General features: G+C 61.1%; 1 protein-coding gene and 1 pseudogene. Both read right to left on the reverse strand.

Annotation, left to right across the window (positions count from 1 at the left end):
- Window positions 1-830: aminopeptidase P family N-terminal domain-containing protein (locus A2I95_RS41220; RefSeq protein ID WP_291738058.1), on the reverse strand; the 830-nt coding region annotated here is incomplete at its 3' end.
- 19 nt (window positions 831-849) lie between these two features.
- Window positions 850-1,102 (reverse strand): annotated as a pseudogene (locus A2I95_RS41225) (ornithine cyclodeaminase family protein); the annotation flags it as partial.

Here is a 1,102-nt window from a genome sequence, read left to right on the forward strand (position 1 = left end):
AGAAAGGTCTGTGTCGGCTTGCCTAGGAACACCGTGCGCGACAACGGGCAGTGGTAGCGGTGTACAACGCCTGCGATTTCAAAGAAAGTCCCCTCGCCGGATTTCATCGGCAGATCGTCCCAGGTCAGATGCGGCGCGGCTGCATCCGGTCCTGACGGCAACAGCGGCACAATGGCGGGATAGTCGCCGCCAAAGCCCAGACCCTCGTCATAACGCAGGGCGGCGTCATAGATATCTGCCACCAGATCGCATTTGCGCATCCCTGGCTCGACACGCTCAAAGATCCGCTGATGCATGCGCTCAACGATCTTGCCGGCCTGGCGCATATAGGTGAGTTCAGCCTCGGATTTCACCGCCCGCTGCCAGTTGACCAGCGCGTTGGTGTTGGCAAAACGGGCATTCGGCAGATGCGCCTGCAGCGAGGCATAGGCCGCTGCGGTAAAATAGTAGTTGTCCATTTCAACGCCGATAGTGCCGCCGTCCAGCCCGCGGTCCGCCAGCTGCGCCGACAGGTAATCCATCGGGTGGCGGTCAGTCGATTGCACGTAATGGTCCGGATAGCCAATGATACTGGCGGGTTCCATGAAGCAGGTGCGCAAGGCGCCATTGGCATCCTGGCCGCGGCCGTACCAGAGCGGCTCACCCTCAAGGCCCAGCACAACGCATTGATGGACATAGAAGGACCAGCCGTCATAGCCGGTCAGCCAATTCATGTTCGAGGGATCGGTGACGATCAGAAGGTCGATGCCGCGGCGGGCCATCCCGGACCGGGTTTTGTCGATACGCGCCTGGTATTCAGAGCGGGAGAAATACAGCTTGGGGTCTGCCATATGCGTGGTTCCTGGTTGATCAGCTGGTGAAAGTGGAGCCGGCACCCGCCGCATCTGCGCGGTTGCCTGCAAGAGTTGCGATGGCGGTGTCCTGAACGCCGGTGCCGGTCAGGTCTGCAATGATCAGATCACTGTCCGCCTGGCGCCCGGCGGCTTTGCCTGAGGTGACATCTCCCAGTTCGGTGAAACTGCGGTCATTTGCGATCAGCCCCGCCTTGATGGCACTGCGCAGCTCGCCTTTGACGGCACACTGCGCCTGGCTGTCAGGCACG

This window comes from Leisingera sp. F5 (assembly GCF_001593695.1).